The organism is bacterium, from assembly GCA_016703265.1.
GTDB lineage: Bacteria > Krumholzibacteriota > Krumholzibacteriia > LZORAL124-64-63 > LZORAL124-64-63 > CAINDZ01.
In genome coordinates this window covers 68,145-88,364 of the sequence record JADJCK010000002.1, presented here as the reverse complement: position 1 = coordinate 88,364, position 20,220 = coordinate 68,145, and the positions used below count along the sequence as shown (strand labels likewise).

Annotated in this window: 19 protein-coding genes and 1 pseudogene; 4 read left to right on the top strand and 16 right to left on the bottom strand. The window is 69.5% G+C overall.

All coding sequences use genetic code 11. The features are described from left to right. Window positions 1-116: 116 nt before the first annotated feature. The 7 genes and pseudogenes from IPG61_04180 to rplU all read right to left on the bottom strand — a co-directional run bounded on the left by IPG61_04180 (window position 117) and on the right by rplU (window position 5,931). Window positions 117-1,187, bottom strand: a complete 1,071-nt coding sequence (locus tag IPG61_04180; GenBank protein ID MBK6733275.1) for a KpsF/GutQ family sugar-phosphate isomerase — start codon at window positions 1,185-1,187, stop codon at window positions 117-119. Continuing rightward, window positions 1,184-1,858 (bottom strand): HAD hydrolase family protein, encoded by a 675-nt coding sequence (locus IPG61_04175; protein MBK6733274.1) that lies wholly within the window; start codon window positions 1,856-1,858, stop codon window positions 1,184-1,186. Before IPG61_04175 ends, IPG61_04180 begins: the two co-directional genes overlap by 4 nt. Further along, window positions 1,858-2,593, bottom strand: a pseudogene (gene kdsA, locus IPG61_04170) (3-deoxy-8-phosphooctulonate synthase). Before kdsA ends, IPG61_04175 begins: the two are co-directional and overlap by 1 nt. Before the next feature lie 135 nt (window positions 2,594-2,728). Continuing rightward, window positions 2,729-4,384 carry a CTP synthase gene (locus tag IPG61_04165; protein ID MBK6733273.1) on the bottom strand — a complete coding sequence of 552 codons (1,656 nt, stop codon included), beginning with the start codon at window positions 4,382-4,384 and terminating at the stop codon, window positions 2,729-2,731. A gap of 49 nt (window positions 4,385-4,433) precedes the next feature. Continuing rightward, on the bottom strand, window positions 4,434-5,174 hold the full coding sequence (gene kdsB / locus IPG61_04160; GenBank protein ID MBK6733272.1) for a 3-deoxy-manno-octulosonate cytidylyltransferase: 741 nt from the start codon (window positions 5,172-5,174) through the stop codon (window positions 4,434-4,436). A gap of 125 nt (window positions 5,175-5,299) precedes the next feature. After that, entirely contained in the window at window positions 5,300-5,554 is a 255-nt protein-coding gene (gene rpmA, locus IPG61_04155) for a 50S ribosomal protein L27 (GenBank protein MBK6733271.1), read from the bottom strand. 65 nt (window positions 5,555-5,619) lie between these two features. Further along, on the bottom strand, window positions 5,620-5,931 hold the full coding sequence (gene rplU / locus IPG61_04150; protein MBK6733270.1) for a 50S ribosomal protein L21: 312 nt from the start codon (window positions 5,929-5,931) through the stop codon (window positions 5,620-5,622). A gap of 291 nt (window positions 5,932-6,222) precedes the next feature. On the opposite strand from rplU, the gene trxB reads away from it, so the two are divergent. Together trxB and IPG61_04140 are read left to right on the top strand one after the other, a co-directional pair. Further along, window positions 6,223-7,164: a thioredoxin-disulfide reductase gene (gene trxB / locus IPG61_04145; protein MBK6733269.1), complete on the top strand. Its 942-nt coding sequence runs from the start codon at window positions 6,223-6,225 to the stop codon at window positions 7,162-7,164. 323 nt (window positions 7,165-7,487) lie between these two features. After that, the gene (locus IPG61_04140) at window positions 7,488-8,195 is read left to right on the top strand and encodes a hypothetical protein (protein MBK6733268.1); all 708 of its coding nucleotides are present in this window, start codon (window positions 7,488-7,490) and stop codon (window positions 8,193-8,195) included. 1,511 nt (window positions 8,196-9,706) lie between these two features. Here IPG61_04140 and folE read toward each other — a convergent pair. Then, window positions 9,707-10,261 carry a GTP cyclohydrolase I FolE gene (gene folE, locus IPG61_04135; protein MBK6733267.1) on the bottom strand — a complete coding sequence of 185 codons (555 nt, stop codon included), beginning with the start codon at window positions 10,259-10,261 and terminating at the stop codon, window positions 9,707-9,709. 473 nt (window positions 10,262-10,734) lie between these two features. Here folE and IPG61_04130 point away from each other — a divergent pair, with 473 nt between their 5' ends. Next, on the top strand, window positions 10,735-11,595 hold the full coding sequence (locus IPG61_04130; GenBank protein MBK6733266.1) for a sulfide/dihydroorotate dehydrogenase-like FAD/NAD-binding protein: 861 nt from the start codon (window positions 10,735-10,737) through the stop codon (window positions 11,593-11,595). A 15-nt stretch (window positions 11,596-11,610) separates the two neighbouring features. Next, window positions 11,611-13,101 carry an NADPH-dependent glutamate synthase gene (gltA, locus tag IPG61_04125; GenBank protein ID MBK6733265.1) on the top strand — a complete coding sequence of 497 codons (1,491 nt, stop codon included), beginning with the start codon at window positions 11,611-11,613 and terminating at the stop codon, window positions 13,099-13,101. Between the two features lie 81 nt (window positions 13,102-13,182). Here the strand turns inward: gltA and IPG61_04120 are convergent, their stop codons facing one another. The 8 genes from IPG61_04120 to IPG61_04085 form a co-directional block, all read right to left on the bottom strand. After that, window positions 13,183-13,749: a hypothetical protein gene (locus tag IPG61_04120; GenBank protein MBK6733264.1), complete on the bottom strand. Its 567-nt coding sequence runs from the start codon at window positions 13,747-13,749 to the stop codon at window positions 13,183-13,185. A 121-nt stretch (window positions 13,750-13,870) separates the two neighbouring features. Continuing rightward, entirely contained in the window at window positions 13,871-14,464 is a 594-nt protein-coding gene (locus IPG61_04115) for a phosphoribosylglycinamide formyltransferase (GenBank protein MBK6733263.1), read from the bottom strand. Beyond that, window positions 14,461-15,000 (bottom strand): NUDIX hydrolase, encoded by a 540-nt coding sequence (locus IPG61_04110; GenBank protein MBK6733262.1) that lies wholly within the window; start codon window positions 14,998-15,000, stop codon window positions 14,461-14,463. Before IPG61_04110 ends, IPG61_04115 begins: the two co-directional genes overlap by 4 nt. Further along, complete coding sequence (gene lnt / locus IPG61_04105; GenBank protein ID MBK6733261.1) at window positions 14,997-16,661, bottom strand: apolipoprotein N-acyltransferase; 1,665 nt, start codon at window positions 16,659-16,661, stop codon at window positions 14,997-14,999. Before lnt ends, IPG61_04110 begins: the two co-directional genes overlap by 4 nt. Window positions 16,662-16,738: 77 nt before the next feature. Beyond that, window positions 16,739-18,304 (bottom strand): sigma 54-interacting transcriptional regulator, encoded by a 1,566-nt coding sequence (locus IPG61_04100; GenBank protein ID MBK6733260.1) that lies wholly within the window; start codon window positions 18,302-18,304, stop codon window positions 16,739-16,741. 211 nt (window positions 18,305-18,515) lie between these two features. Then, a complete protein-coding gene (locus IPG61_04095; protein MBK6733259.1) occupies window positions 18,516-18,671 on the bottom strand; it encodes a hypothetical protein in 156 nt (51 codons plus the stop codon). Between the two features lie 181 nt (window positions 18,672-18,852). After that, window positions 18,853-19,527 (bottom strand): phosphoribosylformylglycinamidine cyclo-ligase, encoded by a 675-nt coding sequence (locus IPG61_04090; GenBank protein ID MBK6733258.1) that lies wholly within the window; start codon window positions 19,525-19,527, stop codon window positions 18,853-18,855. 131 nt (window positions 19,528-19,658) lie between these two features. Further along, the gene (locus tag IPG61_04085) at window positions 19,659-20,174 is read right to left on the bottom strand and encodes a hypothetical protein (GenBank protein MBK6733257.1); all 516 of its coding nucleotides are present in this window, start codon (window positions 20,172-20,174) and stop codon (window positions 19,659-19,661) included. Window positions 20,175-20,220 lie beyond the last annotated feature (46 nt).

Sequence of the window (20,220 nt, the reverse complement as noted above, 5' to 3'; positions counted from 1 at the left end):
CGCCCGGAGGCACTCGTCAAGCATGAAATGTGCCACAGTTTTAACACATTTATCGACAACATGTTACAACACTCAGGCCGGGTCCGCCACCGTCACCCGGCAGCGGCGGTACGGGTTCACAGGAGTCCCGCCCGGAGAATATCGTGGATGTGCAGCAGACCGGTCGGGCGGCCAGCCTCGTCGGCGACGATCAGCAGCGTGACGGCGCCCCCTTCGCGCCGTTCCATCAACCGGAGCGCCCGGATCGCCAGTTCGCCGGCAGTGATCGTGGTCGGCCGGGGGTTCATGGCCTCGGTGATCGGCAGGTCGAGCGCCTGCTCGCGATCCAGAAGGACGCGCTTGATGTCACCGTCGACGCACAGTCCCACGAGCCGGCCGTCGTCGTCGACGACGCAGGCGCCGCCAAGCCGCTTGCCGACGATCTCGGGCAGCGACTGGCGCAGGGTGAGCCGGTGCGAGACGACCGGCAGTTCGGCGCCCGAGTGCATGAGCTCGCCCACCGTCAGCAGCAGGCTGCGGCCGAGGGCGCCGCTCGGGTGGAACATCGCGAAATCCTCGGCGGCGAAACCGCGCAGGCGGATGAGCGCCACAGACAGGGCGTCCCCCATGGCCATGGCCGCGATGGTCGAGGTGGTCGGCGTCAGGTTGAGCGGGCAGGCTTCGCGTTCGAACGGCGTGTGCAGCACCACGTCGGCCGCACGCGCGGCGTCGCTCACCGCGTCGGCCGTGATGGCGATGGTGCGCATGCCGAACGTGCGGCAGAACGCGAGCAGGGCCGTCACCTCGGGATTGGCGCCGCTGCGCGAGATCGCGATCAGCACCTCGCTGCCCGAGACGATGCCGAGGTCTCCGTGCGCGGCCTCCACGGGGTGGATGAACTGGCTCGGCGTGCCGGTGCTCGTCAAGGTCGCCGCGAGCTTGCGCGCGACAAAGCCGCTCTTGCCGAGGCCGGTGACCAGAACACGCCCCCGCGAGCGCAGGAGGATGCGGACAGCAGCGGCGAACGAGTCATCGAGTACGGCCGCCAGGCCGCGCAGGGCCTCGGCTTCCTGGGCGACGGCCTCACGGCCGAGTGCGACCAGGTCGGCGTCGCTCCAGGCGGCCTCTGTCCGGTCGGCTTCATCGTTGCGCGCACGATGGCGCGCGTCACCGGCACCGCTCGTCTTGCCGGATCCGTCGCTGCTCATGAACGCTCCGGTTCACTGCCATAGTCGGACGACAGCTCGCTCCGGGTGGGTTGCCAGGCCTTGTCGCGCAGGCGCACCAGCGCTTGGCCGTAGATTCCCGCGCTCTTCAGGACGAGGTCGATCACTTCGCGCACGGCGCCCTCGCCCCCGCGCGCCTGGGTCACGTAGACGCAGTGGTGGCGCACCTCCTGCGGCGCGCACGGCACCGCAACCGGGACGCCGACCTGGTACAGGGCCGGCAGGTCGATGACGTCGTCGCCCATGTAGAGCGTCTCTTCGGCAGCGCAGTCGGTCTCATCAAGGATCTCGCCGAGCGCGTCGACCTTGTCGAAGCGACCCAGCTTCATCACGTCGAAGCGCAACTCGCTGCAGCGCCGCTCGACGATCGCACTGTTGCGCCCCGTCAACACCGCGAGCTTGAGCCCGGCCGCGCGCGCAAGCACCAGTCCCAACCCGTCCCGGCTGTGGAACGACTTGAATGCCTCGCCCTGCGCCCCGTAGACCATGTGGCCCGAGGTCAGGACGCCGTCGGCATCCAGCACGACCAGCCGCACCTGGGCGAAGCGGTCGGCGAGCTCGCCACCGGCGCGAACGACGGCTTCCTGGCGATAGTCCTCGTCGCTGGCCGGTGGCCACGGAAAGTCGCGGGGATACCTGCGCGAATCGGTCATCACGCCTCGCTTTCGCGGTAGAGTTCTCGGGCCTTGGCCAATTGCGCCAGCAACGGCGCCGCCGCCTCGAGCGGCAACTGGCTGGCTGCGTCCGACCGCGCCCGCGCGGGCTCGGGATGCACCTCGAGGAAGACGGCGTCGGCCCCGGCAGCGATACCGCAGCGGGCCAGCAGCGGGATCATCTCTGGCTGCCCGCCGGTGACGGAGCCCGTGCTGCCCGGCGACTGCACCGCGTGCGTGGCATCCATCACGACCGGATAACCGAGGGCGCGCATCCGCGCGATGCCCCGGAAGTCGACGACGAGGTCGCGATAGCCGAAGAACGAGCCGCGTTCGGTCAGCATGACACCGGCGCCGCCCGCGGCCAGCACCTTGCGCGCGCCGTGCCGCAGGTCTTCGGGCGCCAGGAACTGGCCCTTCTTGACGTTGACCAGGCGGCCCGTGCTGCCGGCAGGCCTCGAGCAGCGACGTCTGCCGGCACAGGAAGGCCGGGATCTGCAGCACGGTGGCGACCTCGGCCGCCGCTGCCGCTTCCTGCGGCTGGTGGATATCGGTGAGCACCGGCACGCCGACCTCGCGGCCGATGCGGCCGAGCAGCGCCAGCCCCTCCTCAGCGCCGGGCCCGCGGTAGCTGTCGCCGCTGGTGCGGTTGTCCTTGGCGTAGCTCGCCTTGAAGCAGTAGCCGAGCCCGAGGCGCCGGCAGGTGTCGGCCAGGTGCGTAGCCACCTGCAGCATCTCGTCGGGGTCCTCGAGCACGCAGGGGCCCGCGATCACGAACAGGGGCTGCCCCCGGCCCACGCGATGGGTCCCGATGGTGACCGGCTCGGCCGGTCCGCGCTCCTGCTCGTTCACGACGTTTCCTTTCGGCGGCTAGCCGGCTGCGCGTTCGGTTGCCTGGGCTTCGGCCGCATCGCGATGGACGACGGCCGCGGCGACAAAGGACCGGAACAGCGGGTGCGGACGGCGCGGACGCGACTTCAGTTCGGGATGGAACTGCGCCGCGATGAAGAAAGGATGCCCCGGCAGTTCCATGATCTCGACCAGGTTGCCGTCCGGGGAGGTGCCGGAGAACACGACGCCCGCACGCGTGAAGGCCTCGCGGTAGTCGTTGTTCACCTCGTAGCGATGGCGATGCCGCTCGGAGATCTCGTTGCGACCGTAGCAGCGGTGGGCCAGGCTCCCCGCCTCGATCACGCAGGGATAGGCCCCCAGGCGCATGGTGCCGCCGAGATTCACGATCCCCTTCTGCTTCTCCATCAGGTGGATGACCGGGTGCGGCGAGTCCGGATCGAACTCGGCACTCCCGGCACGTTCGAGGCCGACCAGATCACGGCCGATCTCGATCATCGCGCACTGCAGGCCAAGGCAGATGCCGAGGAACGGGATGCCCTGTTCCCTCGCGAAGCGGATCGCATTGACCTTGCCGGGAATGCCGCGGTCACCGAAGCCGCCCGGCACGAGCACGCCGTGGACCGTTGCAAAGATCTCGCGAAGCCTCGCGTCGCCGACGTCGGCGCCTTCGAGCGACTCGGAATCGACCCACACCTGGTCGACGCCCACGTGGTTGGGTATGCCGGCGTGGATGAAGGCCTCGGTGACGCTCTTGTAGGCATCCTTCAATTCGATGTACTTGCCCACGATCGCGATGCGGACGCGGTCGGGCGGGTTCAGGATGAGACCGACCATGCGCCGCCACTCGGTCAGGTCGGGCTCGTGCGTCGCCAGTTGCAGGCGCTTGCAGAGCAGCCCGTCGAAGTCCTGCTCGTGCATCGTCAGCGGCACCTCGTAGATGCTCGCGACGTCGCGGCCGTCGAACACGTGCGACACCGGCAGGTTGCAGAACAGGCCGATCTTCCGACGCGCCTCCTCGCCCAGCGGCTGGCAGGTGCGGCACATGAGGAAGTCGGGCTGGATGCCGATGCTCCGCAGTTCCCGAACCGAATGCTGCGTGGGCTTCGTCTTGATCTCACCGGCTGCCGCGATGTACGGCACCAGCGTCAGGTGCACCGAGGCGGTATCTTCCGGCGGCTCCTCGAGCCGGAACTGCCGGATGGCCTCGAGGAACGGAAGGCTCTCGATGTCGCCGACGGTGCCGCCGATCTCGGTGATGACGACGTCGACCGTCGGGTCGCTCTGCGCCGGCAGCAGGATGCGTCGCTTGATCTCGTCGGTGACGTGCGGGATGACCTGCACCGTGCGGCCGAGGTACTCGCCCTTGCGCTCCTTGGCGAGGATGGTCTCGTAGACGCGGCCGCTGGTCAGGTTGTGGATCTGCGCGAGGTCGGTGTCGGTGAAGCGCTCGTAGTGGCCGAGGTCGAGGTCGCATTCGGCGCCGTCGTCGAGCACGAACACCTCGCCGTGCTGGAAGGGGCTCATGGTGCCGGGGTCGACGTTCAGGTACGGGTCGAACTTCTGCAGGACGACCTTCAGGCCGCGCGCCCTGAGCAGGTTCCCCAGCGATGCGCTCGCGATACCCTTGCCGAGCGCCGAGACGACGCCCCCGGTGACGAACACGTATTTGGCCATGCTGGATCCATCCACCTTTCGCCCTGCATCCCCGGACATCAACCGGCCCTCAGCCACCGCCCTGCCGGTCGGCAGGCCAGGCGGCGCGTACGCGCTCGAGGTCGGCCGGCGTGTCTACACCCACGGGCCCGGCCGCAATGGTGACCACGCCGATACGCAGGCCGTTCTCGAGGGCGCGCAGTTGTTCGAGACCCTCGACCTGCTCCAGCGGCGTCGGCGCCAGCGCGGCGAAGCGCAGCAGCGCCTCGCGCCGGTAGGCGTAGATGCCGACGTGCCGCAACGCCGCCGTGTGGCCCGACCGCCCCGACCCCGGGAACATACCGGGAATCGGCGCGCGCGAAAAGTACAAAGCCCGCCCCGCCAGGTCCGTGACCACCTTGACCACGTTCGGCTCGGCCCACGGCGCGGGGTCGGCGAAGGCATGGCCGCAGGTGCCGATGTCCCAGTCGGGCTCCTCCTGCATGCGTGCGATCAGCGCGTCGACGTCGGCGGGCGGGAGCAGCGGTTCGTCCCCCTGCAGGTTCACCACCAGTGAAGCTTCGTGCCGGGCGGCCACTTCGGCAATGCGGTCGGTGCCGGTGGGGTGCTGCGCAGTCATCTCGCAGACGAGGCCGGCCGCGGACACGGCGTCGGCGATCCGCGCGTCGTCGGTGGCGACGATGACGCGATCGGCCAGGCGGACGCCGCGCGCGTTCTCGGCCACGCGCACGATCAACGGCTTGCCCGCAATGTCGGCCAGGGCCTTGCCGGGAAACCGGGAGGAGCCGTAGCGGGCCGGGATGACCACCAGGACGCCTTCGGGCTTGGCAGGGTTCACGGCATCTCCGATCCGGGAAGTGAATGCCAGGGTCCGTCGCCAATAGCGAAGCCCACCCCGCGTGGGGTGGGCTTGGTTTCCTGGCTGCTGTCCATCGGCTACAGCGGCAGGATGTTGACCCGCTTCTTGGTCCCGCGGAAGTCCTGGAACTCCACGGTACCGTCGATGAGCGCGTACAACGTGTCGTCGTTGCCCTTGCCCACGTGCTTGCCCGGGTGGATGCGCGTGCCGCGCTGGCGCACGATGATCGTGCCCGCGCTGACGGTCTGGCCGCCGAAGCGCTTCACACCGAGGTTCTGCGGATTGGAGTCGCGCCCGTTCCGGGTCGATCCGCCTGCTTTCTTATGAGCCATGTCGCACCTTCTCTGTTCGGCTGGCCCCCGCGTCCGTCAGTCGGCCGCGTGGAGGCGGTTCGGCTTCAACCGGTGATGCCGGTGATGCGGATCTGCGTGAACGGCTGACGATGACCCGTCTTGCGCCGGTAGTTCTTCCGCCGCTTCTTCTTGAAGATGACGATCTTGCGGCTCAGCCCGTGGGCGACCACTTCGGCGCTGACCTTCGCTCCGGCCACGATCGGGTTGCCGACCTTGACCGACGCTCCGTCCGCGTACATGAGCACCTCGTCGAAGCTCAGTTTGGCGCCGACCTCGTCCGCCAGGAGCGGAACCTGCAGCGTCGTGTCCGGCTCGACCCGGAACTGCTGCTTCTTGATCTTGACTACAGCGTACATCGCGTTCCTACCGGTTGGCGTTCCGAAGCGTCTGGAACGGGCAAAAGCCGAATGGGCAAAAGCCGCCAGATCGGCATCACCCGCTGATTGGGCATGAGCCGCCTTTGGCACAAGCGCCAATAATAGTGCCACGGCAGGCAGGGCGTCAAGGCTGGCCCCGGGTATTTTTGCCCGCGCCCGGACCGCTTCTGGCGGGTTGACATCCGGCCCGCCGGCCTTACCCTGAAGGGTCGTTATCAGGCACCGGGCGGGCTGCGGCCCGTCATCCCCCTCCACCGGAGTCGAGCGAGCATGAGTGCGTCCCCCGCCCCCAAGGCCATTATCGTGGGATCCGGGCCGGCCGGCCTGACCGCGGCCATCTACCTGAGCCGGGCCAATGTCCCCAATCTCCTGTTCGAGGGCCAGCAGCCGGGCGGTCAGCTGACGATCACGACCGAGGTCGAGAACTTCCCCGGCTTTCCCGACGGCATCACCGGGCCGGAACTGATGATCCGCCTGAAGGCCCAGGCCGAACGGTTCGGCACCGTCGTCAAGGGCGAGACGGTCGAGGCGGTCGACCTGTCCGCGGGGCCGTACAAGGTGCGCACCAATGCAGGCGCCTACGAGGCGCCGGTGGTCATCATCGCCTCGGGCAGCACGGCGCGCTGGCTCCACCTGCCGGACGAGGAACGATTCCACGGCAAGGGCCTGAGCGCCTGCGCCACCTGCGACGGGTTCTTCTTCCGCGGCCAGGAGATCGCCGTCGTCGGCGGCGGCGACACGGCGCTGGAAGAAGCCACCTACCTGACGAATTTCGCCGCGAAGGTGACCCTGATCCATCGCCGCGACGAGTTCCGGGGCTCGAAGATCATGCAGGACCGCGCCCTGGCCAACCCGAAGATCGAGGTGGCCTGGAACAGTGTCCCGAAGCAGTACCTGGCCGACGACAAGGGCATCCTGCGCGGGCTGGTGCTGCAGGACACGACCGGCGGCCCGGACCGCGAACTGCCGGTGACCGGCTGCTTCATCGCGATCGGCCACACGCCGAACACGGCGTTCCTGAACGGGCAGCTGCCGACCGACGCCTCGGGGTACCTGGTCACGACGCCGGGCACCACCTCGGTCGGCAAGCCGGGCGTCTATGCCTGCGGCGACGTGCAGGACCATGTCTACCGCCAGGCGATCACCTCGGCCGGCACCGGCTGCATGGCGGCGATCGATGCGGAGCGCTGGCTCGCGGGGCACGCTGACTAGGCGAGAGAGCGCCTGCCGGAAGCGGGCGCCCCTTGCAAAGCGATGGCCCCGGCCAGGAGCACACAGCCGGCCGGGGCCGTTTGATTTTCTCTGTCGACTATGGTATCGTTATCTGACAAGCGGCCTTAGCCGCCCAGTTTCATGTGATACAATAGTGCGTTATGCCGCGGAGCGTTCCATGCATCGCCGGCGTCCGGCCCGGGTCACCTCCTGGAGTCGGCGCGGCGCGTCCCCACCACCTCGCGGCGGCTGGACGCGCTAACGGCAACGGCCGCTGGGATCGGCCGGGTCCGGGCAGGAGGCCCACCGGGGGAGGCAGTTCCTTGTTCAAGAAGTTCCTGATGGCGGCGGCCCTGCTGCTGGCCGCTTCGCCCGCGGCCGCGGTGGTCGACCTGCTCGCAAGTTGCGACCAGGCCACCGGCACCTTCGAATTCACGATCGTCGTGGTCAATGACCTGGTGGACGGCGACCCTGCGGGCTACGAGATCGTCCTTGAGCAGACGCTGGCCGGTTCGTGCGACAAGCCGACGCTCGCCACGCTGCCGACCATGCCCCTGCCCGCCTGGCAGCAGGAGGCGACCTTCACGGTCAGCCTGGCTGCCCCGTGGCCGGAGCGCACCTGGCACTACCGCGCCGCGCTGCGGCAGTCTGACGGCAGCGTCGAACTGCTCGGCCCCTTCGGCAACGTGACGCCCGTGGCGGCACTGGCCTGGGGCACAGCGCCGGCCGTACGCGGCGTGCTGATGGCCGATGACACGGGCCCGTTCCACCACGTCGTCGCCTGTGTGCAGGACTGCGGCCGCTGGCTGAGCTACGACGCCATCGACCTCAGCCGGATCCACCCCGCGCAGTACGAGCCGTTCCTGCGTTCGGGCGAGGCCGTCGACATCTACGGCGAGTTGCAGGCCTCGGTGCCGGTGGGCGGGCCCCGCCTCTACGCCACCGCCGTCGAGCCGGCGCGCGGCGACCCGTGTGCCCCCACGCCCACGAGCGCCACCTCCTGGGGCGCCCTCAAGTCCGCGTACCGCTGATATGGAGTGACCCATGTCAAGGGCCGTCTTCCTTCAGGGAGGCGGCCCTTCCCTTTTCTGCTTGTGGCCACAGCAACCGGAGAGGGCGGACGGGCAGGACCTTCGACGACGTGTCACCTGATATACGCGGGTTGCGCCGGCGCACCGGTGCCGTGCCGCATGACCGTGCTCCGTCGGGAGGTACCGCCTCTAGCAACGCGAATCTGGACTGTTCGGCCCAGCATAGCGTTAACGCGGGTTCTCCGGATCGTGCCTGCTCTCATCCGCCGTCTCCGATTGCCGACCAGGGTCCGGCCGATTGGCTGCGCTTCCCGCGTCTCCACACCCATCAGCATCGTGGATGGCCGCGATGGTGTTGGGTGTTCCTGCCGACCAGCCCGTTGCGGCCTGTTGTGCCGGTCAGCCCGATACCTGGGGGTTGACCGCCGCGCAGCCTCGCCCACCGCCGCGTGCCGTAGTGCCAGGCGGTCTCGATCGAGGCTCTGATGCGGTTGCCGTCTTGGTGATCTTGCCTCGCGTCGCTGGTCGCCCTGCTGTGCTGCTCGGCCCAGTCCCGTAAGCCAGCAAGGGCGGTGGACCCTGACGTTGCAACCCGCGGCCAGGGACAGGGGTGACCGTGTCATGCCCGCGCGCAGCTGGGCCACCGGTGCGCGGTACGGTTCCTGCGCTGCCACAGCCACCAGTTGCTCGTCCAGAGCCGCCACCCGAGCCTGTGCTGTTCGAGAGCCAGCATGTAATCCTCGAACACGACCTGGTCGGCCGTCCCAGAACTCAACCCTGAGCCAGGTGCGTGCGTCTGCGACCACTGGTTGCCGTCGTGGAAGACCAGCGCCCGACGCGCGGAACTTGCTGAGCCGGGCCGCGCGCCACCAGATCCAGCTGCGCCCTGCAGCGGCACAGGTCGCGCACCGACTCCGTCCTCGGTCGGCGGATGCACCGCCGTCAGCAGCCCGCGGCGTGCAACTGCGCCAGCTTGCGGGCGTCCGATGGTCGGTCTTGATCCGGTCCCTGCGCACCGGGATCGCGACGGAGCGGCGATCGCACTCGATCCCCTCCTTCTGGAGCAGCCGCTGCAGGGCGTAGCCGGTGGGACCGGCCTCGTAGACGCAGCCAACGGTGCGGCGGCGACTTGCGGATCCCCTTCAAGGCAGTGGCCGTTGGCCACATCCCACTGCTGCACTTCCCCGGTTCCGGTCTGGAGCATCGCCACGGCGATCGTCCTCTGTGCATCCAGCCCGACGTGGTATACTGCTCATTGCCGGCTCCCTTCGTCGTCTGCGGCTCTGGCCCTCGGCGCTAACCCGCGACTGCGGTGCTTGCCACCCGGCCGCCATCGCCTACCACCTGAACGACGGTGGCGACGATACGACAAGGGGGCCGGTCACTCCATAGGGTCTAGCTGGGGTTTCTTGTCGCGCTGCGCGTCAGCGAGGCACAAACGATTCGGGGTGCAATCCGCAGGGCCGCAGGCCCGAGGACAGCACCCCGAATCGTTTGTGCCTCGCTGACGCTCAGCTCCAGGGCTTCTCGCGGATCAGGGTCAGGAACTCGCCCCGCGTCTTCGGGCTCTTCTTGAAGCAGCCGAGCATCTCGCTGGTGACCGCGTAGGAATTCTGCTTCTGCACGCCGCGCGTCATCATGCACAGGTGCTGCGCGCGCAGGACGACCGCCACGCCCAGCGGCTGGAGGTTTTCCATCAGGCACTGCGCGATCTGCCCCGTCATGCGCTCCTGCACCTGCAGCCGGCGGGCATAGGCCTCCACGACGCGCGCCATCTTCGACAGGCCGACGATGCGCCCGTTCGGGATGTACGCCACATGGGCCTTGCCGAAGAACGGCAGCAGGTGATGTTCGCAGGTGCTGTAGAAATCGATGTCGTTGACGACGACCATTTCCTTGCTCTCGGCCGTGAACAGCGCGGCGCGCACCATGGCGCCCGGGTCCTGGCTGTAGCCGACGGTCATCTCCGACCAGGCCCGCGCGACGCGGGCAGGCGTCTTGGCCAGTCCCTCGCGCTGCGGATCCTCGCCCAGTTCCACCAGGAGCCGGCGGATGATCTCTTCCATGCGGATTCCCCGTCCTTTCGCATCCTGCCTTGCAGGGTGCACGCCCGGCGGCGGCGGCGGAGGCGCGCAGACCTGCAGCGCGCGGCGGCCAAACCGCTTCCTGTCGCAAGATCGGGGCGCCGCGGGCACCGTCAAGGCGGCACCTGGCCGGCGGCACGATCCATGCAGCCTTCTTGATCGGCGAACGGACCTTCAGGTGTGACAGCGCAAGGGGCCGCCGAACGTATCCGCAGGCCCGTCGAACGTTCCCCCCGTTCGGCGGGCGGAGTTCCGGCGGCCCCTTGACCTTCTCCCGCTGCTTCGCGGTTCCCGCCGCGACCGCCAACGCGCCAAGTCGTTGAAAACGCTAATCATTGTCACAGTTTTGCGCTTGCATGCCCCGGCCGGGACGGTAACTTTGCCGCCACAACCGCAGCGACGGCCGCACGGCCGGCCGCCTGCCGCGAAAGCCCACCGTGCCCAAGGAGCTTGCCGTGGGGAACAAGATCGTTCGCGTCCAGGAACTGGCGCCCCGCACCCGCCTCTTCGAGATCGAAGCCCCGCACATCGCGCAGCGCGGCAAGGCCGGGCAGTTCGTGATCCTGCGGGTCAACGACGAGGGCGAGCGCATCCCGCTGACCCTGGCGAGCCGCGACCCCGGCAAGGGCACCATCACCCTGGTCTTCCAGGAAGTCGGCAAGACGACCGAGATGCTCGGGCGCCTGCAGCCGGGTCAGGAGATTCATGACCTGGCCGGCCCTCTGGGCAAGGCTACGGAGATTCCCACCGGCAAGACGGTGGTCTGCGTCGGCGGCGGCATCGGCAACGCCGTCGTGTGGCCGCAGGTGCAGGCGCTCAAGGAGGCGGGCAACCGCTGCATCGCCATCCTCGGCGCACGCACGAAGGAACTGCTGATCCTCGAGGACGAGATCCGCGCCCTTGCCGACCAGACGATCATCACCACCGATGACGGCAGCTACGGACGCAAGGGCATGGTCACGCACGCGCTCACCGACCTGATCGAGGGCGGCGAGAAGGTCGACGAGGTCATCACCATCGGGCCGGTCGTGATGATGAAGTTCGTGTGCAGGGCCACGCTGCCGTTCGGGATCCCCACCCAGGCTTCGCTGAATCCCATCATGGTCGACGGCACGGGCATGTGCGGCGCCTGCCGCGTGACCGTGGGCGGCAAGACGCGCTTTGCGTGCGTCGAGGGACCCGAGTTCGACGGCCACCAGGTCGATTTCGACGAGCTGATCACGCGGCTGGCGTACTACCAGCCGGAAGAGCGCTCCTCGCTGGACAGTTACCACCGTTGTCGCCTGGAAGCTGCCGCTGACCAGCTGCGGAACTAGAAGGAAGGACCCGTCATGAGCGACGAAAGCCCGAAGCCCAAGAAGGTCCTCAACAAGGCCAAGACCAAGGTTCCCATGCGGGAACAGGCGGCCACGGCGCGCATCTTCAACTTCGAGGAAGTGCCCCTCGGTTACAACGAGCAGGAAGCGACACAGGAAGCACTGCGCTGCATCGATTGCAAGGACAAGCCGTGCGTGTCGGGTTGCCCTGTCGGCATCGACATCCCGGCGTTCCTGCAGCTCGTCGGCCAGAAGGACTTCGAGGGCGCCCTGCGCAAGATCAAGGAGAAGAACTTCCTGCCGGCGATCTGCGGTCGCGTGTGCCCGCAGGAGGACCAGTGCGAGATGGTCTGCACGCTGAACCGGCCGGACAAGGGCCGCGAGCCCGGCGGCATCGGGCGCGTGGAGCGGTTCCTTGGCGACTACGCCATGGAGCACAACCTGAAGATCACCCCGACGGTGGCTGCGCCCACCGGCAAGACCGTGGCCATCATCGGCTCGGGGCCGGCCGGGCTGACGGCAGCCAGCGACCTGGCGCAGAAGGGCCACAAGGTCACGGTCTTCGAGGCGCTGCACAAGCCGGGCGGCGTGTTGTTCTACGGCATCCCCCAGTTCCGGCTGCCGAAGGAGATCCTCATGCGCGAGGTCGACGGCATGCGCGACATGGGCGTCGAGTTCGTCATGAACTACCCGGTCGGCAAGGCCGAGTCGCTCGACAGCGTGCGCGCACGGTTCGACGTCGTGTTCGTCTCGACGGGCGCAGGCCTGCCCTGGTTCCTCGGCATTCCCGGCGAGAACCTCAACGGCGTGTACAGCGCCAACGAGTTCCTGACGCGCGTCAACCTGATGGGCGGCTACAAATTCCCCGAAGGCGCCGACACGCCGGTCAAGAAGATCAAGCGCATCGCGGTGATCGGCGCCGGCAACACGGCGATGGATTCCGCGCGCACGGCCAAGCGCCTGCGGCCCGAGGTGGTCTATCTCGTCTACCGCCGCAGCCGGCTGGAGATGCCGGCCCGCGTCGAGGAGATCCACCACGCCGAGCAGGAAGGCGTCGAGTTCAACCTGCTGCACTCGCCGCTCGAGATCGTCAACGACGGCAAGGGCGCCGTGGGCGCGATCCGCTGCCAGGAGATGGAACTGGGCGAGCCCGACGCCAGCGGGCGCCGCAAGCCCGTGCCCATCGAGGGCAAGGTGCGCGAGTTCGCCGTCGACACCGTGGTGATCGCCATCGGCCAGGGTCCCAATCCCCTGCTGACGGCCGACTGCCCCGAGCTCGACCGCGACGCGAAGAAGGGCACCATCAAGATCAACGACCTGATGCAGACGAGCCTGCCGAACGTGTTCGCCGGCGGCGACATCGTGACCGGCGGCGCCACCGTGATCCTGGCCATGGGCCAGGGCCGCGTGGCCGCCGACGCCATGCATCGCTACCTGATGACGGGCAATCCGCGCGACCCGTTCGCGACGGTGGGCGACAGCGGCGTGTGCCCGAACCTGATGTAGGACCGCTGCACACCGGCAGGAAAGCAAAGTCCCGCGGCCGTGAGACCGCGGGACTTCGTCATGTGGCCGCGTCTGCCCTGCTCAGCGGAAGATGGCCTTCACGGCGCCGAACGTCGACGCCTCGACCGACACGGGCACCCCGTTGAGCCAGGCCACTGCGGGCGTCCCCCACGGCTGTCCGCAGGGCACGGGGCCAGTGCCGGCATAGTCGACCACCGGCAGGTCGCCGGGCAGCGACGGCGGCGCGGCGGCTCCGAACGAGATCTCCTCGAAGTCAGTGCTCGCGGTCGCCAGGAACACCGTCGCCAATACCGTGCCGCCGGCGAGCGCCGGCTTGGGCGACATGAACGTGACACGCTGGTTCACGTTCGAACCCAGGTTGGTGTCGAACATCAGGTTCGTCAGCGGAATGCCGAAATCGCCGGCCGTGCAGGTGATGCCCACCTCATAGCCCTCGATGACCGCTCCCGTCGGGTTCGTCAACACGATGTAGGCAGCGGTCAGGAAACCAGGCGACACCATGGCGCTGGCGGTGGCCGGCGTGAACGTACTGCCGCTGAAGTACAGGCCCAGGGCATTGTCCTGGGCCGGCGCGAGCGCTGCGCAGCAGATCACGGTGCAGATGACGGCGATAGCGAGTCGTTTCATGTAAGTCCTCCCTCATGCGGCGAACTGTCATGACGCGAGGCCCAATGGGCGAACCGGGCAGGTGCATAGGCTCGGGATGTGCGGCGCTCACGGTGACAATACGGGAATGGGCGAGGCGAGGTCAAATCGGCGGCAGTTCACGGGCCAGTGCGGCGAGCACCTGCGGATAGAGTTCGCACTCGGCGGCAAACACGCGCGCAGCGAGGCTGCCCACGTCGTCACTGTCCAGCACCGGCACACGCTGCTGGCCGAGGATGCGACCGCTGTCGTACTCCGCGTCGACCAGGTGCACGGTGCAACCGCTCTCGCGATCACCGGCCGCAAGCACCGCCTGGTGAACCTTGTCGCCGTAGAAACCCTGGCCGCCGTACTTCGGCAGCAGCGCGGGGTGGATGTTCACGACGGGGCCGCCGAAGCCCTGCGGCGGTTCGTAGCGGCAGAGGTATCCCGCCAGCACGATCAGGCGCGGGGCGTGCGGGGCCAGGAAGGCGTTGATCGCCGCGTTGTGTGCTGCCGTGTCGGCGTAGTCCTTGCGGCGGAAGATCCCCACCGGCAGGCCGGCCGCGCGCGCGACCTCGACACCCTTCACGTCACTGCGGCTCGAGACGACGGCGACGATGCGCAGTGGCAGCGAGCCGTCATCGATGCGTTCGAGGAAATTGGCGAGTGTGCGGCCGCTGCCCGAGAGCAGGACCGCGGCGGCGACGGGCGTCACGGCTGTGCTCCCGCGCTGCCCCCGGCCGGTTCGGCGCGAAGTCTCTCGAGCACGCGCCGATGCGAGGCAAATGCGATGGGGCCGGGCAGTTCGTCGAGCAGGAAGAATCCGGCCTCCTCGGCGTCGTCGCCGGCCTGCAACGTGCCGCCGGTTTCCCGGGCCGCATAGAAAATGACGACCACGGGCGTGTCGGGCGGCAGCAGGCCGGACTCGACGGCGTAGAGCGCTGTCAGCTCCACCTCGAGCCCGGTCTCCTCGAGCGCTTCGCGGCGCGCCCGTTTCGGCGGGATCTTCCCCCACTCCATGAATCCCGTCGGCAATGACCACAGTCCCTGTTTCGGCGCGAAGCGGCGCTTGACCAGGCAGACGCGGTCGCCTCGCATGAGCACGATGCCCGCTGCCGGGGCCGGGTTCAGGTACTGCACCAGGCCGCAGGCCGGGCACACGGGACGCTCGGCGCCGCCGTCGTGGCGGCGCGTCATCTCCGTCCGGCACTGCGGGCAGTAGCGGAAGACGTGGCGCTCGGACGGGATCACGGCGCAACCTCACTTTCGCCGGCGCAACGGCTCCAGGGCCCGGCGAGCGTCACCAGCACCCACAGGACAAGGAACCAGGTCACCGGAGCCGATCCCCAGCGCACGTAGCCCGTGCGCGCGTCGCCGGGGCTGATCGTGGCGCTGACGACGCCGCGCTCGCCCAGCTCGAGCCAGCCCAGCAGCCGGCCGTCACGGTCGGCAATGAAACTGATGCCGTTGTTGGCGCAGCGGATCACCGGCACGCCGCACTCGACAGCGCGCAGCCTGGCCAGCCACGCATGCTGCCGCGGACCGGCCGTGCGGCCGAACCAGCCGTCATTGGTGATGACGGCCAGGCAGCGGCTCCCGCGCCGCACGCTGTCGCGCGCGAGCGAGCCGAACACGGACTCGAAACAGATCAGCCCGCTGAAGGGGAAGTGCCCGTCAGGCAGCTTGGCCACCAGCGCGCGTGGCGGGTCGCCCGGGTCCCATTCGGCCTGCCCCACGTTGAGCTGGCCCAGGAACGGCAGGTAGCGCTGGAACGGCATCGCCTCGCCGATGGGCAGCAGGTGATGCTTGGCGTAGCGGTCGACGATGACGCCGTCGGGCGACAGCAGCCCCGACGAGTTGTACAGGCGCATGCGCCCGTCGGTGCGGCGATCCCCGTCGGGGAACCCCGCGTAGAGCCACACGCCCGATTCACGCACCAGGCGGCGCAGCCAATTGAGGTTCGCCACGTCGTAGCGCAGGTAGCCCGGCACGGCGGTCTCGGCCCAAACGACGAACTCGGCGCCAGCGGCGGCAGCCTTCTTCGTGAGTGCGGCATACGGCACCCGCGTGGAGTCGATGCGCGCGGTGTCCCACTTGTCGGCCAGGGACACGTCAGCCTGCACCGCGGCCACGCGCAGCGGCCTCGCAAGCAGCGAATCGGCGTTGATCGCGAACGGTCCGCTGGCGGGCGGCGGCGGCGGCGCGGGATTCATGGCAGCGCCGGCCGCGAGCGCGGTCCAGGCGAGTGCCGTGACAATGGCCAGGGGCCGGCGCGCGCGTCGGCGCGCAGCGTGGGCCGCATCGGGGATTGCAGCAGCATCGCCGCCGCGAGCGGTCCAGGCCACGATGGTCGCCGCCGTGAAGGCGAGCGCACAGCCCAGGCCGAGTTCGCCGGCCCCACGGACCAGCACCATGAACGGCGTGCCGATCGTGCTCGAGCCCGTCAGGCACCACGGAAACCCGAGCTCACCGAAGGAGCGCACGGCCTCCATCGCCGTCCACAACGCCGGCATCAGCAGCAGGGCGCGGGTGGAGCCCAACCGCTGGCGGGCGCGGCCGCAGAGCCAGCCCCAGCCCAGGTAGAACACCGACACGTAGAGGATCGTCAGGCCCGCCTGGATGGGCACCAAGGCCCGCGTGGGGATGCTCTTGGCGGGGTCCAGCAGGAAGAGCCAGTAGAGCAGCGTGGACTGGTGCGCAAGCGCGAAGAACCAGGCGAGGCGCGCCGGCCGCGGCGCGGCGAGCACGAGCGCCATGAGCAGGGCCAGGCCGGCCGGCACCAGCACCCCGGTCCAGGCATGCGGCGGCAGCCCGCCCGTGACCATCATCCCTGCTAGCAGGGCCAGGCCCGTGGCGCGCGAGGGGCGGCCGAAACGACGGCGCCGCAACTGGACCTGGACAGGGTCGCGCATGCGCGGAACATAACCACGCGATCGCGACCCTGTCCAGACACACCACGGACATCGGGTCCACCGGGGCCGGCGCGCTGTCAGCCGGCCCCCGTGGAGATGAGGTCGAGCATCCCGTAGCGGGCGATCTTCTTGTAGAGGCCCTGCCGCGAGAGGCCCAGCCGCCGCGCAGCCGCCGCCTTGCGTCCGTCGCAGGCGGCGATCGCCTTCCGGATGAGGTAGCGCTCGAGCAGCTCGCCGGCCTGGTCGAGTGCGCGCAGGGTGCCGAGGTCGGCGGCCTCCACGCTGTCGCCGCCGGCGCCGCGGATCTCCCGCGACAGGTGCGCGTGACGGATGACGGGTTCCTCCGGGTAGAGCGCCGCCAGGCGCTGCGCTTCGTTTTCCAGCTCGCGCACGTTGCCGGGCCAGTGCCAGCGCTGCAGGGCAGTGAGTGCCTCTTCCGTAATGCGAGTCTTCTCAAGGCTACGGCCTGATCTCTTGAGGAAATACGCGAACAGCGGCGCAACGTCCTCCGGCCGGTGGCGCAACGGCGGGATGACGACGCTGACGACCTTCAGCCGATAGAAGAGATCGAGCCGGAAGCGCCCCTCCCGGATCTCGGCTGTGAGGTCCTTGTGGGTGGCGGCGACGAAACGCAGGTCGACGGGCACACTCTTCAGTTCGCCGATGCGCCGGACCTGGCGCTCCTGCATGACCCGCAGGAGCTTGATCTGCAGCGCCAGCGGCATGTCGCCGATCTCGTCCAGAAAGAACGTCCCGCCGCTGGCGGAAGCGAGCAGCCCCTTCTTCTCCGTGGCGGCGCCGGTGAAGGCGCCGGCGCGGTGGCCGAAGAGTTCGGACTCGAAAAGCGTCTCGGGCAAGGCGGCGCAGTTCTGGGCCACGAACGGCCCGACAGCCCTGTCGCTGCTCACGTGCAGGGCGCGGGCGACGATCTCCTTGCCGGTGCCGCTTTCGCCGTGCAGCAGCACATTGACCCCGCTGCGGGCGATATTCGCCAGGCGCTGCCCGAGCCGGGCCATTTCGGCGCTGATGCCCACGCAGCCGGGAATGCCCGGGACGGTGACCGGCCGCGGCAGCGACAGCAGGGGCCCGCCGCTTTCGCCCGCGACGCGGGCGACCGGACCGGATCCGCCACGGGCGCGAGCGGGCCTGGCCGGGCGACCGCCGGCCGGATCGTCGCCCGCCAGGGAGTACAGCGGCGCCAGCGGGAACAGCGTGGGCTGGTTGAGGGTCTCCCCCGGCACCGGCCCCTGCGATTCCAGCACCCCCAGCACCGGCAGCAGGCGCGGCACCAGGCGCTGCCCCCACAGGAAGATCCCCTCGCGCCAGGCCTCGGCGGCGTCCATCCAGATGCCGAGGCAGCCGACCACCTGGCCGCCCTGGCGCAGCGGCTCGACCCAGAGCGCCACCTCGCGGCTCTTGCGGATCAGTTCCTCGCGATCATCGCCCATCGCGCGCAGGAGGGCGCCCAGCGGCGGACGCGCCGCCAGTCCGTCGCGACGCGCCTGCCCGCTGTCCCAGGCCAGCAGCAGGCGCAGCGGCGCGCCCGGTTCGGCGCCGTCGCGGCGTACGACCCACACGGCGGCGCCGCGGCCGCCGTGTGGAAAGGCGCGCAGTTCCTCGTCCCAGAATGTGCGGTGTTCCATCGCTCCTCCCGTCGGGTGGGGGTACGGGGAAGCGAGGGGCACGAGTCGTGCCGCACGTCAGGGATGTGCCGCGTGGAAGTGATGAGGTTGGCGGGCCGCGAGTTGGCGAGCGCTGCGGCGGGAAGACAAGCCGTGGCCTGTCCCGCCTGTGCCGTGGCCGCCGGGTTATCCCCAGCGGTTGCGGGACATTACGACAGCCACGCGCTGCTCTTCACCAGGGCAGCGCGACGCGTTGTTCTCCAGCGCGGACTTCGCCGATGAGGCGCGCATCGCTGCCGGGCACGGCGGCCAGATCGCATCCGGGCGGCGTGACCACGACCAGGCCGATGCCCATGTTGAACACGCGGTACATCTCCGCGTCGGCCACCCGCCGTGCTCCTGGATGAGCCGGAAGACCGGCAACGGCTCCCAGGCCGTCGGGTCCACGTGTACGCAGAGGCCGTCAGGGACCACGCGAGGGATATTGTCGTAGAAGCCGCCGCCGGTGATGTGGATGAGCCCGCGTACCGCCTCGCGCCCGCAGGCCTTCCACATCGCGCGCACGGGCGTCAGGTAACTGCGGTGCACCGCCAGCAGGGCGTCGGCGACGGTGGCGCCCCCAGTTCCGGCGGCGTGTCGGTGACGGCAAGGCCGGCGCGCTCGAAGAGCACCTTGCGCGCCAGCGAATAGCCGTTGGTGTGCAGCCCCGTGCTCGGCAGGCCCCACACGCGGTCGCCGGCCCGCATGGCGCTGCCGTCGATCACGTGTTCGGGCAACACGCGGCCGACGATGGTGCCGGCCAGGTCGAACTCGCCGTCGCGGTAGACGCCGGGCATCTCCGCCGTCTCGCCGCCAAGCAGGGCGCAGCCGTTCTCGCGGCAGGCTTTCGCGAAGCCGGCCAGCACCTCGGGCAGCACGGCTTCGTCAAGCTTCGCGGTCGCGAAGTAGTCGAGGAAGAACAGCGGTTCGGCGCCCTGCACGAGGATGTCGTCGACGCAGTGGTTGACCAGGTCCTGTCCCACCGTGTCGTAGCGCCCGGCCTGCACGGCCACCATCACCTTGGTGCCCACGCCGTCGACACTCGCCACCAGCAACGGTTCGCCCGGCGCCGGCTGGAACAGGCCGCCGAAGGCGCCGATCTCGTTGCGCACACGGGCATCCCAGGTGGAGCGCACGTGATCGCGGGAGCGGGCGAGCGCGCGTGTCGCGGCGTCGATGTTGACACCGCTGTCGGCGTACTTCATGGCGGTCCTTTCGCGGGCTGCGGCGTTCGGGCGGTGCGGCCGGGGCGGAAACAGGGCCGCCGGCCCGGGCATGATAGGTGCCCGGGGCCGGCGGTTCAAGGCGGGTTGCGGTCCGCCGCGACGGGCGCGGTTCAGCCCTCGGCAGAAGCTTCGCGCAGGGCGAACAGGCCCAGGCGCCGGTTCAGGGCGGCCAGCACCGCGTGCACGATCGACTGTTGCCGGTTGTGCCGGGCGGCACACGCGCCCAGGAGCGTCTCGGTGCGGCGCGATTCCACCAGGTCCACGGCCACGAGCACGGTCGACTGTCCGCCGATCACGTCGAGACGTGCTTCGCGCAGGTGCAGGACCACCGGCAGCGCCAGCAGCCGCCCGACGGCCTCGACCGTCGCACGCGCGATGCAGAGCACGTCGCTGTCGGCATGGTTCGCGCCCTCGGCCACGCCGGTGGCCTCGAGCCCGCCGGCGCCCAGCCGCACCTCGGCGCGCACGGAACGGTCGGAAACGAGCAGGCTGACACCGAGGCAGACAGGACGCGGGAAGGCATCCTCGGCGACGAGGATGGCGGGCAGCGGTTCCGGCGGTCCTGCCGGCTTTTCGGGAACGACCGGCGCGGCAACCGGCGGCAGCGGCGCGCCTGGGCTCGGCACGCGGCGGCAGGAAGGTCACGCCGGCGGCTGCAGGCGACAGCGCGCG